This window comes from Exiguobacterium sp. s161, from assembly GCF_018619045.1.
Classification (GTDB): Bacteria; Bacillota; Bacilli; order Exiguobacteriales; family Exiguobacteriaceae; genus Exiguobacterium_A; species Exiguobacterium_A indicum.
On sequence record NZ_JACSNH010000005.1, the window covers coordinates 210,132 to 223,596 of the forward strand.

The window sequence follows — 13,465 nt, forward strand, 5'->3', positions numbered from 1 at the left end:
GGTCAAAATAACACAAATTCGCCATGGAAGACAAATCTTTTCGTGCACTTCGCCAAGAAACAAAAAACCAGACGAGGCTCCTTCGAGCACGTCTGGTTCAGATATCATGATTCATGCGAGGCACGAAAGGCTTTTTGAGCGATATCAGTTCGGTAAAAGAATGGCTGATCCGTCACGTCTGGTAAGTTTGCATAGACCTGTTCGACAGCCTGCTCGATTGTCTCGGCACGGCTGACACACACGAGGACACGTCCACCAGCTGAGACAAGTTGATCGTTTCGTCCTGCCGTTCCGGCATGAAAAACGAGAAGATCATCCCCGATCTGGTTAAGTGGAATCACTTGTCCCGTTTTTGGCGCTTCCGGATATCCTTCTGCTGCGACGACGACACCGACAGCTGCTTGATCCGTCCAAACGACTTCTGGTGTCTGTCCGTCCATCAGCGGCATGATGACATCAAGCAACGGCGTCTCTAAGCGCGGGAGAATGACTTCTGTCTCCGGATCACCGAACCGAGCATTGAACTCGATGACGAACGGTCCTTGTTTCGTCAGCATCAGACCGGCATAGAGGAAGCCGGTGAACGGAATCCCTTCGCTTGCCATCTGATCGACAAGCGGCTGAATGATGCGATCAACAGCTTCTGTCGTCAACGCCGCTTCGTCCCACTGAGGTAGCGGAGAATACGCGCCCATTCCTCCTGTGTTCGGACCTAAGTCACCGTCAAACGCCCGTTTATGATCTTGCGACAATACCATTGGTATGACCGCCTCTTCGTGAACGAATGCCATCAACGAACACTCTTCTCCGATCAGGCATTCTTCGATGACGACGCGGCTTTGTTGACCGTATTCTCCGGCAAACGTATCGTGGATTGCAACAAGCGCCTGGTCCACGGTTTCTGCGACCGTGACTCCTTTTCCGGCAGCAAGTCCATCGGCTTTGATGACGATCGGTGCACCCGCTTTGCGAACATACGCCTCTGCATCTGCTGCTGAAGTAAAGACGGCGTGAGCAGCGGTCGGAATACCGGCACGCTCCATCAATTCTTTCGCGAACTGCTTACTTCCTTCGATCGCCGCCGCTTCCCGTGTTGGTCCGAAGATTTGCAGTCCCGCTGCCTGAAAGGCGTTAACGACTCCGAGAACAAGTGGTCCTTCTGGTCCGACGATCGTCCAATCGATCTGTTCGTCTTGTGCGAACGTCACGAGTTCATCGATAGCATCTTCGGCGATCGGAACACATGTGGCTTGTGTCATCCCAGCATTCCCAGGCGCAGCATACACGGTCTCGATCCGTTCATCCTGTGCCAGCTTCCAGACGAGCGCGTGTTCACGCCCTCCTTTACCAATCACCAATACCTTCATTCAAATCGCCTCCGCTTAGTGTTTGAAATGTCGAACGTTCGTAAAGACCATCGTAATGCCATGTTTGTTACACGCATCGATTGACTCTTGGTCGCGAATCGAGCCGCCTGGTTGGATAATTGCCGTAATGCCAGCTGCTGCTGCCGCTTCGACCGTATCGCCCATTGGGAAGAAGGCATCGGAAGCAAGGGACGCGCCAACTGCTTTTTCTCCGGCTTGCGTAATCGCGATGTTCGCTGAACCAACACGGTTCATCTGTCCTGCACCAACACCGACCGTCACTTCGTCCTTCGCGAGAACGATCGCATTCGACTTGACGTGTTTGACGGCGCGCCATGCGAGTTTCAAATCTTCCCATTCCGCTGCTGTCGGTTTGCGATCTGTGACGACACGTGCTGCTGCATCATCAAGCGTCTCATCGTCACTGTCTTGGACGAGCATGCCGCCAGCGACTGCCGTATAACGGATTGCTTGGACACGCTTGACGTCGAGTTCAAGCAGACGGATGTTCTTTTTCGCTGACAACAAGGCGAATGCTTCTTCTGTGAAGGATGGGGCGATGATGATCTCAAGGAAGATGCCACTTAATTGTTCTGCTGTCTCTAAATCGACTTCACGGTTCAAGGCGACGATGCCACCGAAGATCGACACTGGATCGGCTGCATGAGCGCGGCGGAATGCCTCTTCGATTGTCGGACCGACGGCAACACCACATGGGTTCATGTGTTTAACGACGACAGCTGCTGCTTCGCGGAACTCATCAAGGATTTCGAGTGCGGCGTTGGCATCTTGGATGTTGTTATACGACAACTCTTTACCGTGCAACTGTTTCGCTGAAGCGAGGGAAGCCCCACGGTAAATCGGTGTTTTATAAAAGGCTGCTTCTTGATGTGGATTTTCTCCGTATCGAAGGTCTTGGACTTTCTCAAGCGTGATCGTCAACTGATCGGGGAACTTCTCGCCTGTTTGCGTCAAGAAATAATCCGCAATCAACGCATCGTACGCCGCTGTATGCCGGAAGGCTTTCGCCGCAAGACGTTGACGTGTCTCAAACGTCGTACCGCCTTCACGAATCTCAGCAACGACCGTTTCGTAATCAGCTGGGTCGACGACGACCGTGACAGCCGCGTGGTTTTTCGCTGCTGAACGCAACATGCTTGGCCCACCGATATCGATGTTCTCGATCGCATCGGCATAGGCGACGTCTTCTTGTAGGACCGTCTGCTTGAACGGATACAGATTGACGACGACGAAATCAATCGGTTGAATCTGTTGCGCAGCCATCTGCTCACGATGGGATTCAAGATCACGACGACCGAGTAATCCACCATGAACCATTGGATGGAGCGTCTTGACACGCCCATCGAGCATTTCTGGGAATTGTGTGACTTCACTGATACCAATGACCGGAAGCCCAGCTTCCTCTAATGCTTGATGTGTTCCGCCTGTCGAGACGAGCTCGATCCCTGCTTCATGGAACGCTCGTCCTAATTCGACGATTCCTGTTTTATCCGACACACTAATTAACGCTCTCATACGTTTGCCTCCTCTTTCATCCACTCTTCGATGACTTGCGGATACAGTCTATGTTCAACACGCTGAATCGCTTGTTGCAATGTTTCACGCGTCATCTCTTCTGTAATCCGGACGGCTTCTTGGGCCATGATCGGTCCTGTGTCCATGCCTTCATCGACTATATGAATTGTAACACCTGTGATTTTAACTCCGCCACGAAATGCTTGTCCGATCGCATCTTTTCCCGGGAAGGCCGGCAGTAGCGACGGGTGGATGTTGACGATCCGCCCTGCGTATCGTCCGAGCAACTCTTCCCCAATCAATCGCATATAGCCGGCGAGAATGATCCGTTCAACGCCTTTTGCTTCAAGACGGGCAATGATTTCCCGCTCAAAACTCGGTTTATCCGGATAGTCCTTCGCCCGAAAGACGAAGACGTCACATCCGCGTCGTTTCGCCCGTTCGATGACTGCTGCGTCCGGTTGATCGCAGACGATCAGTTCGATCGAGGCATGTAACGTTCCTGCCTCGATTGCTTCAAAAAGTGCTTCGACATTACTACCGCTTCCCGATGCAAAACAGGCGATCTTCATGCGTTGACTCCTTGAATTCGAACACCTTCTTGATCGGTCACGTGACCAATCACGTACGCCGTCTCATTTTCACGAGCGAGGCGTGCTGTCACTTCCGCGACATCTTCTGGTTTGACGATTAACATGAAACCAATCCCCATGTTGAAGACATTGTACATGTCATGTCGTGGCAGGTCACCCGCTTGCTCGAGCCAGTCGAAGACTGGTAACGTCGGCCACTTTTTCGGGTCGAACGATGCGCCGAGACCTTCTGGCAAGACGCGTGGTACGTTCTCGTAGAATCCCCCACCCGTAATATGGACCATCGCTTGGATCTTTTCCGTCTCAAGGGCTGCTTTGACCGCTTCGACATAGATACGTGTTGGCATGAGGAGCGCATTTCCGAGCGTATGACCGAGCATCATGACTTCATCTTCGTAGCGGAGTCCACTGTCGGCGACGATTTTACGGACGAGTGAGAACCCGTTCGAATGGACGCCAGACGAAGCGAGACCGAGAATGACATCTCCTGCTGCGACGTTATCACCTGTGATTAATTTTTGTTTCTCGACGGCACCGACGGCGAACCCGGCGATATCATATTCGCCGTCCGCATACATCCCTGGCATTTCCGCTGTTTCGCCGCCGATTAACGTACATCCCGCCTGGACGCAACCTTCTGCGACACCTGCGACGATCCGTTCGATCTTCGCCGGAATCGCCTGACCGAGCGCGATATAATCAAGGAAATAAAGTGGTTCCGCGCCTTGGACGATGATATCGTTCACACACATCGCGACACAGTCGATCCCGATCGTATCGTGTTGTTCCAGTGCGAAAGCGAGCTTGAGTTTCGTACCGACACCATCTGTCCCACTGACAAGGATCGGTTCTTTCAACTGCAATTGGCTGAGGTCGAACATCGCACCAAAGCTACCGAGTCCCGTCAATACTTCTTTGCGCATCGAACGGGCGACGTGTTTTTTCATTCGGGTGACTGACTCATATCCTGCTGTCAGACTCACACCTGCTGCTTCGTAATGTTTGCTCATGTTCTTCCCCCATCTATCAAAGTTTAGCTTCTAACTCGAGCGAACCGAGCGGTGTCGGATACTCTCCTGTGAAGCAAGCGGTACATTGTCCTTTTAACGGTCCATCGAACGGGCGATCGATCGCATCGACCATGCCCGGTACAGTTAAGAATTCAAGGGAATCCGCACCGATTTCCTGACGGATTTCTTCCGGCATCAACCGAGCAGAGATCAGTTCTTCCTTCGATGAAGTATCAATCCCGTAATAACATGGATTCGTAATCGGTGGTGCCGTGATGCGGACGTGCACTTCCGTCGCACCCGCTTCACGTAACAAACCGACGATGCGACGACTCGTCGTTCCCCGGACGATTGAATCATCGACCATGATGACACGCTTTCCTTGTACGACGCCGCGTAGCGCGGACAACTTCATTTTGACCCCACGTTCCCGTAACTCTTGTGACGGCTGGATGAACGTCCGTCCGACATACCGGTTCTTGATCAATCCCATTTCATATGGAATCCCACTCGCTTCCGCATAACCGATCGCTGCCGAAATACTTGAATCCGGTACTCCGGTAACGACGTCTGCTTCGACCGGTGCTTCTTCATACATCTTTTTCCCAAGTGCCTTGCGAGCCGTATGGACGTTGACGCCATCAATGATTGAATCCGGACGTGAGAAGTAGATGTATTCCATCGAACACATTGCCCGTTCACGTGGTTCCATGTATTGACGAGACGACATACCGTGTTCTGTGATCGTTACGAGTTCCCCTGGCTCGATATCACGAATGAACTCCGCGCCGACGATATCAAAGGCACATGTCTCTGACGCGAATACGATGCCGCCGTCCGGTGTCTTCCCTAGTGACAATGGACGCAGTCCGTGTGGATCAACCGCTACGAATAACGTGTCTTCCGTTAAGAAAAGAAAAGCGAATGCCCCGACGAGACGCGCGAGACTGTCAGCAATCCGGTCTTCGAGTGTTTCGAGCTTACTGCGTTTGACGAGATGGGCGACGACTTCCGTATCACTCGTCGTCTGAAAGATGGCACCTTCTGCTTCTAACAGGTGCTTCAGTGAATCCGCGTTGACGAGGTTTCCGTTATGTGCGAGGGCGAGATCTCCCGTCCGCGATTTGAAATGCAGTGGTTGAGTGTTCTCAAGCGTGTTTCCTCCTGCTGTCGAATACCGGACATGTCCGATTGCATGATGTCCTTTCAGATTCGTCAGTGTCTCTTCCGAAAAGACTTCCGTTACGAGACCTTGCCCGCGGTGCGGGAAGAGGTCGTCACCGTCACTCGTGACGATGCCTGCCCCTTCCTGTCCCCGGTGTTGCAAGCTATGCAAGCCGTAATAAGCAAGTTGCGCCGCATTCGGTTGTCCGAAGATCCCGAAGACGCCACATTCCTCATTTAGTCCTTTGATGTCATATAACACGCGATTGCTCCTTCCCAGTCTCCCTGTAAGGTCGAACGGTCTGCTTCGATCCGTGTCTCTGTCGTCTCGATGACGAGAAGCTCATCGTTCGTGACGACACCGATCGCTTGAGCACCAGTCCGTTGTTCGAATGCTGTGACGTGCGCTTGTGGTACCGTGACGATGAAGCGTGATTGCGATTCACTGAACAGGTGTAAGGTTGGTCCGTCGAACTGAACCGTCAACCCGAGATTCGTCCCAAACGTCATCTCAGCGAGAGCGATGGCGAGACCACCTTCTGATACATCATGCATCGCATTGACTTCACCTGCTTGTACTGCCTGCTGTAACAATTGTAAGCGTGCGTGTTCGACGGCTAAATCGATCTGTGGTGCGCGACCGAATGATTTACCGAATTGCATATATTGAAGCTCACTACCACCAAACTCGGCTGTCGTATCGCCTAACAGATAAATCTGGTCACCAGCTTGTTTGACGTGTTGCGTTGTGATCCATTCCGTTTGCTCGTGTAAGCCAACCATTCCGACGACCGGTGTCGGATGAACCGCTTGACCGGCTGACTCGTTGTAGAGTGAGACGTTTCCTCCGATGACAGGTGTCTCAAGGACACGACATGCTTCAGCCATACCGGCTGTTGCTTGCTGCAACTGCCAGAAGCCTTCTGGTTTATCCGGATTTCCGAAGTTCAGACAATCCGTGATGGCGAGTGGTGTCGCCCCACTCGCGACGATATTACGGGCTGCTTCTGCTACCGCGATCTGTCCACCGACGTATGGATCCAAGTAGACGAAGCGGCTGTTGCAGTCGGTCGTCATCGCGAGCGCTTTGTTCGTGCCGCGGACACGGATGACGGCTGCGTCTGATCCTGGTGCGACAACGGTCGATGTCTGAACCATATGATCGTACTGATCGTAGACCCATCGTTTTGAAGCAATCGTCGGCTGACGGAGTAACGCCCGCCATGTCTCAACGACATCTTCGACGACTGGAAGCGTCTCTTCCATCGCTTGGAATGCTTCATAATACGCAGGAACGCGGGATGGTTTTTCGTAGACTGGTGCTTCTTCTGCTAGCGCATCAACCGGAACTTCTGCGACGATATCCCCATGATGAATCAACCGTAAGACTTTCTCTTCAATGACTTCTCCGACGTGAACGGCATGGAGTCCCCATTTGCTGACGATTGCTTCGATCTCTGCTTCGCGACCACGCTTGACGACGAGTAACATCCGCTCCTGTGATTCCGAGAGCATCATTTCGTAAGCAGTCATCCCTGTCTCTCGTTGCGGGACGTCATCGAGGTGCATCTCGATGCCCATACCGGCTTTTGAAGCCATCTCTGCTGAAGACGATGTCAGTCCGGCAGCACCCATGTCCTGCATCCCGACGAGTGCCGGATGCCCGACGATTTCAAGACACGCTTCAATCAATAGCTTCTCCATGAATGGATCGCCGACTTGAACAGCCGGACGTTTTGCTTCCGTATCCTCTCCGAGATCCTCCGAGGCAAACGTCGCACCATGGATCCCGTCGCGTCCAGTAGCTGCACCGACGTACATGACCGAGTTGCCGACACCTTTTGCCTGACCTTTTTGAATATCGGCATGGTTGATTAAACCGATACACATCGCGTTGACGAGTGGATTGCCTTCATACGAGCGATCAAATCCGATTTCGCCACCGATCGTTGGAATACCGACACAGTTGCCGTAACCGGCGATTCCGGCGACGACTTGTTCGAACAGTTGATTGACACGTGGTGTACCGAGATGACCGAAACGGAGCGAGTTCATGAGTGCGACCGGTCGTGCGCCCATCGAGAAGATGTCACGAATGATTCCGCCGACGCCTGTCGCAGCCCCTTGATACGGTTCAACAGCGGATGGATGGTTGTGGCTTTCGATCTTAAAGACGACTGCCTGCTCATCGCCGATATCAACGACACCTGCACCTTCCCCTGGTCCTTGTAAGACACGTGGTCCAGTCGTCGGGAATTGACGGAGGACAGGTTTAGATGTCTTGTATGAACAATGCTCGGACCACATGACTGAGAACAATCCTGTTTCCGTATAGTTCGGTTGGCGTCCGAGTAAATCGACGACCATCTGGTATTCTGTATCACTCAAGCCCATCGTGGCATAGACTCGTTGCTCTTGAATCAATTCTGGTGTTGGTTCAGACTGTTGTTTTAGCATGGTGTGCCCCCTGTTTGACGAGTGAAGTAAAGAGTTTTAGTCCATCTGTTCCGCCGGTCAAGAGTTCGACCGCTCGTTCCGGGTGTGGCATCATCCCAAGAACGTTGCCGGCTTTGTTCGTGATTCCGGCGATATCGCCGCGCGAGCCGTTCGGATTGTCGACATATGTGAAGGCGATTTGTCCGTTCGTTTGCAGCATCGCGTAAGTCGCATCGTCGCAGTGGTAGTTTCCTTCACCATGCGCGATCGGAATCGAGATCGTCTCGCCTGGCAGGTAATCCGATGTAAAACGTGTCTTTGTATTCTCAACCTTTAGTTCAACCGTCCGGCACATGAACTTCAAGCCGTTGTTTCGGTGCAAGACACCTGGTAAGAGTCCCGCTTCGACAAGGATCTGGAATCCGTTACATACCCCGAGGACCGTTTTCCCTTCTGCCGCAAAACGTTTGACTTCTTCCATGATCGGTGAGAAGCGCGCGATCGCGCCGCAACGAAGGTAATCTCCGTAGGAGAATCCGCCCGGTAACAGGACGCCGTCGTAGCCTTCAAGTGATGTTTCGGTATGGAAGACGTATTCAGCTTCTTCTCCGAGAGCATCCTTGACCGCATGGTACATATCTAAATCACAGTTCGATCCCGGAAAGACGATGACCGCGAACTTCATGCTGGCGTCACCTCTTCGATCGTAATCTGGTAATCTTCCATCACCGTGTTGACGAGTAGTTTTTGACACATCTCATGAATCATCGCTTCTGTCGTTTCCGTTTCAACGAGCAGTTCAATCTGTTTTCCGATTCGGACACTCTCGACACCCGTAAAACCAAGCTGTTGCAATCCGCCTTTTACAGCAACTCCTTGTGGATCTAAAATGCTTTCCCGTAATGCGATCGATACGATGACTTTTTTCATTGTGTGTTTCCTCCTAGGCGATTGAATAGTGTTTGGTAGGTCTCTGTCAGTGAACCGATGTTGCGGCGGAAGACATCTTTATCGAGATGTTCTCCAGTTGCTTGATCCCACAAACGGCATGTATCTGGTGAAATCTCATCAGCTAGTAGAATCGTTCCGTCTGCCATCTTTCCGTATTCCAGTTTAAAATCAATCAACGTGATTCCGTTTTGACGGAAGTAAGGTTGCAAGACTTCATTCACGCGAAGTGCCTTGTCCGACAACTGTTTCAACTCTTCAGAAGTCGCAATCTTCAGTAAATTGATGTGTGATGAGGTGACGAGTGGATCGCCTAACGTATCATCTTTATAGTAGAACTCAACGATTGGTGTTTCGAGTACCGTACCTTCTTCGATACCGAGCCGTTTACTCAAGCTTCCCGCGACGACGTTTCTGACGACGACTTCGAGTGGAATGATGGTGACACGACGTACGAGCTGTTCGCGCTCCGAGACACGTTCAATGAAATGTGTCGGAATGCCCGCTTGTTCGAGGATTTCAAAGAAATGACTCGTCAACCGGTTGTTCAATTCGCCTTTTCCAGCAAAGACTTCTTTTTTCTCGCCGTTGAATGCCGTGGCCTCGTCTTTATAGACGATCCGGAGCACATCCTGCTCCTGCGTCGTGTACAATCGTTTTGCTTTTCCTTCATAAAGTGGTTGCATCGCTTTCGTCCCCCATGATCCTAAGATGTAGACGGGGCAAGTGCCCCGTCTCAGGTTGATTAGTTCAAGCCACACCGTTCAAAGATTTCATCGACACGACTCGTATGATACGTCGGATCGAAACACGCATCGAGCTCTTCTTCTGTGAAAAGCTGTTGAATGTCCTGTTCTTGCCACAATAAGTCACGGAACATGATTTGTTCTTCCCACGCCTGCATCGCACGCGGTTGAACGAAATCATACGCTGCTTCACGCGACCAGCCTTTTTCGATTAAAGCGAGTAAGACATGTCCAGAGAAGATGACACCAAACGTCCGGTCCATGTTCCGCTTCATGTTGTCCGGGAAGACTGTCAAGTTCTTCACGATGTTTCCGAAACGGTTCAACATATAGTTGAGTAGTCCTGTTGCATCCGGAAGAATGATGCGTTCGGCCGAAGAATGCGAGATATCCCGTTCGTGCCAGAGTGAGACGTTCTCGTACGCCGTCACCATGTGTCCACGGATGACTCGGGCAAGACCTGTCATGTTCTCTGAACCGATTGGATTCCGCTTGTGCGGCATCGCCGATGATCCTTTTTGACCTTTAGCGAAGAATTCTTCGACTTCACGTGTTTCCGTCTTTTGCAGACCTCGGATTTCCGTTGCCATCTTTTCGATCGATGTCGCGATCAAAGCAAGCGTCGACATATAGTGTGCATGACGATCACGTTGTAACGTTTGCGTAGAGACCGGAGCTGGTTTTGTTCCTAACTTTTCGCAGACATACTTTTCAATGAACGGATCGATGTTCGCGAATGTTCCGACGGCACCCGACATCTTGCCGTATTCGACCGTCTCACGCGCTGCTTCGAAACGAACTTTATTCCGCTTCATCTCTTCATACCAAAGCGCTAGTTTCAGACCGAACGTCGTCGGTTCTGCATGTACGCCATGTGTGCGTCCCATCATGACCGTATATTTATGTTCGTTCGCTTTGACTTTTAAGATTTCGATGAACCGATCAAGATCCGCAGCAAGAATGTCGTTTGCTTGCTTCAACAGATACGAGAGTGCTGTATCGACGACGTCCGTTGACGTGAGTCCGTAATGCACCCACTTGCGTTCTTCTCCGAGTGTTTCAGAGACGGCACGCGTAAAGGCGATGACATCATGACGTGTCTCTTGTTCGATCTCAAGGATGCGGTTGACATCAAATGAGGCATTGTCCCAAAGCAACTGGACGTCCTCTTTCGGGATGACACCTAGTTCACTCCATGCTTCACATGCAAGAATCTCGACTTTTAACCAAGCCTCGAATTTATTTTGTTCGGTCCAGATTGCTTTCATCTCAGGACGTGTATACCGTTCGATCATTGAACTGTCTCCTTCCATATCGACAGGCGTTCGACTTCTGCCAAAGCATCGTCGACGGTATCCGCAAGAATGTTCAAATGTCCCATCTTGCGACCTGTCTTGGCTTCTGCTTTTCCATATAAGTGAACTTTCGTCCGAGCGTTTAGTCTCGGCAGTTCCTCGTATAATGCTGTGACATGCTGACCCAGGATGTTCGCCATGACGACCGGTGTCGTCAGACGGGTATCACCGAGTGGGAGACCACTGATGGCACGGATATGTTGCTCGAATTGGGATGTTTCGCAAGCATCAATCGAATAGTGACCCGAATTGTGTGGTCGGGGTGCTAGTTCATTGACGATTAGTCGAGAACCAACGACGAACAACTCGATGGCTAGTGTACCGATCAGCCCGACGGCATCCGCGATCGATTCAGCGAGCGCAATTGCTTCTTGTTCGAGCGATTCAGAAATGCGTGCCGGTACAATCGATAGATGCAAAATGTTCTCTTGGTGAATGTTCTCACTGACTGGGAAGACACGTGTTTCTGTTGCGCTTCGAGTGACGATGACGGAAATTTCCTGATCAAACGGTAACCACTGCTCCGCAACATACTCTGTCGGTTCGAATCGTTCGATTGTCGCTTGGAACTGTTCTTCCGTCCGGATGACGGTCTGTCCTTTTCCGTCATAGCCGAATCGTGCTGTCTTCAAGACGAACGGTAACCCAAGTCGCTGTTTTGCTTCCTCTAAGTCAGAAGGATGCGTCACCGGATAGTACGGAGCGACAGAGTGTCCAATGCGTTCAATCATCTCTTTTTCCCGTACCCGATGTTGCGTTTGAAAAAGGAGATCCGTTCCATGAATCAGTTTCGTCCCGATTGCTTCAGCGACTTCCGTTGAGATGTTCTCAAATTCGTAGGTGACGACATCTGATTCAGCTGCGAGCTGTTTGGCTGCCTCGACATCCGTGAAGGGAGCTTGGATATGTTGATCCGCCACTTGCGCACACGGTGCGTTGTCCGTTGGATCGAGTGTCAGAATCTCAAAGCCCATCTCACGCGCCGACAAAGCCATCATTCGACCAAGTTGACCGCCGCCTAATATCCCGATTCGTTTCATAGCAGGTTCCCTCCAGATGCAATGACGTCTCCTTCTAGTTCGACTCGCATATGATCGAGCTTGCGGGCAAGTCGTTCATCTTGAATCGAGAGAATTTGAGCAGCTAGCAATCCAGCGTTTTTTGCGCCTGCTTCTCCGATGGCAACCGTTGCGACTGGTACGCCACCTGGCATTTGAACGATCGAGAGCAAGGAATCAATTCCTTGGAGCGCTCTACTCTTCACAGGAACACCGATGACGGGTAATGTCGTTTTAGCAGCGACCATGCCCGGTAGATGAGCAGCACCGCCTGCACCGGCAATGATGACCTTCAGTCCTCGTTCACGTGCTGATTCAGCATAACGAAACATTAGATCCGGTGTCCGATGTGCGGAAACGACTTTCTTTTCGTATGGAATCTCAAGTTGCTCCAACACATCACATGTATGTTTCATCGTTTCCCAATCCGATTGACTTCCCATGATGACGCCGACTTCTACATTTCCCATCGCTGTTTCCTCCTTTGTGCATAAAAAAAGCCCAAACCACGGCTAAAAGGGTGGCTTAGGGTATAAAAAGGTACGCCAAAGAAATATCGACGAACATCCATATACCCCATAGTCCAACGATTTAGGGTCGTTGGGTAGAAACTTGCAAGCCATATCCCTGCTATTATACGAGGTGTTTATATTCAATCATCCTGTCACGACTTCATCTTAACAAGTCCATCCCAAGGCGTCAACCAAAGACGAACAATTTAATTGTCTGAAAATTTATCGTTCGGTTTTAAAAGGTGTTTTTCTGATTTCATTTAGTGTCCATTCGGAGTTTATTTCTTGGGAGGCATTAAATAAAATGAAGTATAAAAAAAGCATCGTCCGAATGAATCGGACGATGCTTGAGGAGTTATTCGCTCTCTTTCACTTTGCAATCGAAGACGATTTGCTGACGAATTGGATACGGTTCGCCATTCGCGTCTAATCCAAAGATTGGCTCTTCTCGTCGGACCGTCGGGCGGTATCCCATGGCATCGATACGATCCAAACAAGCACCAATCGTCTCGTTCTCTTCGACGGCTACGCGTAGTTTCGTTTTTTTCGCCATATCCCTGTTCAGTCCCTTCATTAAAATAGATGCATGCCTTTCTACAAAAAGACACAAAAAAGCGGCGGCCCTTGAGCGTATGCTCCAGAACCACCGTTTGCCTGGCAACGTCCTATCCTCACAGGGGGAAGCCCCCAACTACTTTCGGCGTTCAAGTGCTTAACTTCCGTGTTCGGCATGGGAACGG

13 protein-coding genes, 1 rRNA gene and 1 riboswitch are annotated in these 13,465 nt (G+C 51.0%); all 14 genes read right to left on the minus strand.

What is annotated here, in order from left to right:
• Window positions 1-104: 104 nt before the first annotated feature.
• The gene (gene purD, locus KNQ14_RS13575; protein ID WP_214861326.1) at window positions 105-1,367 is read right to left on the minus strand and encodes a phosphoribosylamine--glycine ligase; all 1,263 of its coding nucleotides are present in this window, start codon (window positions 1,365-1,367) and stop codon (window positions 105-107) included.
• A gap of 15 nt (window positions 1,368-1,382) precedes the next feature.
• The gene (gene purH / locus KNQ14_RS13580) at window positions 1,383-2,903 is read right to left on the minus strand and encodes a bifunctional phosphoribosylaminoimidazolecarboxamide formyltransferase/IMP cyclohydrolase (RefSeq protein ID WP_214861327.1); all 1,521 of its coding nucleotides are present in this window, start codon (window positions 2,901-2,903) and stop codon (window positions 1,383-1,385) included.
• On the minus strand, window positions 2,900-3,475 hold the full coding sequence (gene purN / locus KNQ14_RS13585; RefSeq protein ID WP_023467073.1) for a phosphoribosylglycinamide formyltransferase: 576 nt from the start codon (window positions 3,473-3,475) through the stop codon (window positions 2,900-2,902). Before purN ends, purH begins: the two co-directional genes overlap by 4 nt.
• Window positions 3,472-4,506 (minus strand): phosphoribosylformylglycinamidine cyclo-ligase, encoded by a 1,035-nt coding sequence (gene purM, locus KNQ14_RS13590; protein ID WP_174316005.1) that lies wholly within the window; start codon window positions 4,504-4,506, stop codon window positions 3,472-3,474. The genes purN and purM overlap by 4 nt, the downstream gene beginning before the upstream one ends.
• A gap of 16 nt (window positions 4,507-4,522) precedes the next feature.
• Window positions 4,523-5,932 carry an amidophosphoribosyltransferase gene (gene purF / locus KNQ14_RS13595; protein WP_214861329.1) on the minus strand — a complete coding sequence of 470 codons (1,410 nt, stop codon included), beginning with the start codon at window positions 5,930-5,932 and terminating at the stop codon, window positions 4,523-4,525.
• Window positions 5,908-8,127: a phosphoribosylformylglycinamidine synthase subunit PurL gene (gene purL / locus KNQ14_RS13600; protein ID WP_214861331.1), complete on the minus strand. Its 2,220-nt coding sequence runs from the start codon at window positions 8,125-8,127 to the stop codon at window positions 5,908-5,910. The genes purF and purL overlap by 25 nt, the downstream gene beginning before the upstream one ends.
• Entirely contained in the window at window positions 8,108-8,791 is a 684-nt protein-coding gene (gene purQ / locus KNQ14_RS13605; RefSeq protein ID WP_023467070.1) for a phosphoribosylformylglycinamidine synthase subunit PurQ, read from the minus strand. Before purQ ends, purL begins: the two co-directional genes overlap by 20 nt.
• On the minus strand, window positions 8,788-9,036 hold the full coding sequence (purS, locus tag KNQ14_RS13610; RefSeq protein ID WP_023467069.1) for a phosphoribosylformylglycinamidine synthase subunit PurS: 249 nt from the start codon (window positions 9,034-9,036) through the stop codon (window positions 8,788-8,790). Before purS ends, purQ begins: the two co-directional genes overlap by 4 nt.
• A complete protein-coding gene (gene purC / locus KNQ14_RS13615) occupies window positions 9,033-9,740 on the minus strand; it encodes a phosphoribosylaminoimidazolesuccinocarboxamide synthase (RefSeq protein ID WP_023467068.1) in 708 nt (235 codons plus the stop codon). The genes purS and purC overlap by 4 nt, the downstream gene beginning before the upstream one ends.
• A gap of 59 nt (window positions 9,741-9,799) precedes the next feature.
• The gene (gene purB / locus KNQ14_RS13620; protein ID WP_023467067.1) at window positions 9,800-11,095 is read right to left on the minus strand and encodes an adenylosuccinate lyase; all 1,296 of its coding nucleotides are present in this window, start codon (window positions 11,093-11,095) and stop codon (window positions 9,800-9,802) included.
• A complete protein-coding gene (purK, locus tag KNQ14_RS13625) occupies window positions 11,092-12,195 on the minus strand; it encodes a 5-(carboxyamino)imidazole ribonucleotide synthase (RefSeq protein WP_214861333.1) in 1,104 nt (367 codons plus the stop codon). Before purK ends, purB begins: the two co-directional genes overlap by 4 nt.
• Complete coding sequence (gene purE, locus KNQ14_RS13630) at window positions 12,192-12,683, minus strand: 5-(carboxyamino)imidazole ribonucleotide mutase (protein WP_058704939.1); 492 nt, start codon at window positions 12,681-12,683, stop codon at window positions 12,192-12,194. The genes purK and purE overlap by 4 nt, the downstream gene beginning before the upstream one ends.
• Before the next feature lie 89 nt (window positions 12,684-12,772).
• Window positions 12,773-12,874: riboswitch (purine riboswitch) on the minus strand.
• A 206-nt stretch (window positions 12,875-13,080) separates the two neighbouring features.
• Complete coding sequence (locus KNQ14_RS13635; RefSeq protein WP_029340738.1) at window positions 13,081-13,278, minus strand: NETI motif-containing protein; 198 nt, start codon at window positions 13,276-13,278, stop codon at window positions 13,081-13,083.
• 99 nt (window positions 13,279-13,377) lie between these two features.
• A 5S ribosomal RNA gene (gene rrf, locus KNQ14_RS13640) occupies window positions 13,378-13,465 on the minus strand; the annotation flags it as partial.

Excerpts from the sequence above, each read along its gene's own strand:
- purD (WP_214861326.1), bottom strand. The coding sequence starts at position 1,367 with ATGAAGGTATTGGTGATTGGTAAAGGAGGGCGTGAACACGCGCTCGTC.
- purH (WP_214861327.1), bottom strand. The coding sequence starts at position 2,903 with ATGAGAGCGTTAATTAGTGTGTCGGATAAAACAGGAATCGTCGAATTA.
- purN (WP_023467073.1), bottom strand. The coding sequence starts at position 3,475 with ATGAAGATCGCCTGTTTTGCATCGGGAAGCGGTAGTAATGTCGAAGCA.
- purM (WP_174316005.1), bottom strand. The coding sequence starts at position 4,506 with ATGAGCAAACATTACGAAGCAGCAGGTGTGAGTCTGACAGCAGGATAT.
- purL (WP_214861331.1), bottom strand. The coding sequence starts at position 8,127 with ATGCTAAAACAACAGTCTGAACCAACACCAGAATTGATTCAAGAGCAA.
- purQ (WP_023467070.1), bottom strand. The coding sequence starts at position 8,791 with ATGAAGTTCGCGGTCATCGTCTTTCCGGGATCGAACTGTGATTTAGAT.
- purS (WP_023467069.1), bottom strand. The coding sequence starts at position 9,036 with ATGAAAAAAGTCATCGTATCGATCGCATTACGGGAAAGCATTTTAGAT.
- purC (WP_023467068.1), bottom strand. The coding sequence starts at position 9,740 with ATGCAACCACTTTATGAAGGAAAAGCAAAACGATTGTACACGACGCAG.
- purB (WP_023467067.1), bottom strand. The coding sequence starts at position 11,095 with ATGATCGAACGGTATACACGTCCTGAGATGAAAGCAATCTGGACCGAA.
- purK (WP_214861333.1), bottom strand. The coding sequence starts at position 12,195 with ATGAAACGAATCGGGATATTAGGCGGCGGTCAACTTGGTCGAATGATG.
- purE (WP_058704939.1), bottom strand. The coding sequence starts at position 12,683 with ATGGGAAATGTAGAAGTCGGCGTCATCATGGGAAGTCAATCGGATTGG.
- KNQ14_RS13635 (WP_029340738.1), bottom strand. The coding sequence starts at position 13,278 with ATGGCGAAAAAAACGAAACTACGCGTAGCCGTCGAAGAGAACGAGACG.